The sequence below is a fragment of the Pseudaeromonas sp. HNCC25DJ180 genome (assembly GCF_055413345.1).
Window position 1 is genome coordinate 1 of sequence record NZ_JBVAYF010000044.1, and the last position, 406, is coordinate 406.

Below are 406 nucleotides of genomic sequence, written 5' to 3' on the forward strand. Positions count from 1 at the left end.
GTTACCGCTGACACTGACCGTATCTTCGTCCAGGCTGTTTTCGTTGTCGGTTGCCGTCGGCGCATCATCAGCAATGTAGACGCCGAAGCTGGTATCGGCACTGCTGGTGCCATCAGACACAGACAGGCTGATGGTCTCGGTGAAGCCGTAAGTATCCGCACCCGGTTGTGAGTCGTTGTCCACGTTGTGCAGCAGTTGATAGCCGTAAGTGAAGGTACCCGTTGCGGCATCGAAGCTGTCCAGCGTCAACTGACCATACTGGGTATCCACCACACTACCAACCAGGTCGGCCACTGTGTCGCCAGCTGCCACGGTCAACGTGGTGCCGACAATCGTCAGGCTCTTGATATCATCCAGACCATCGCTGTCGCCAATGCTGAAGGTGCCCGTGGCGTGTGCATCGGTA

Annotated in this window: 1 protein-coding gene; it reads right to left on the reverse strand. The window is 57.1% G+C overall.

The genetic code is table 11. The annotated features are described in order from the left end of the window. A partial coding sequence (locus ACZYTD_RS17195; RefSeq protein ID WP_463893922.1) for a hypothetical protein occupies nt 1-406 on the reverse strand: 406 nt, incomplete at both ends.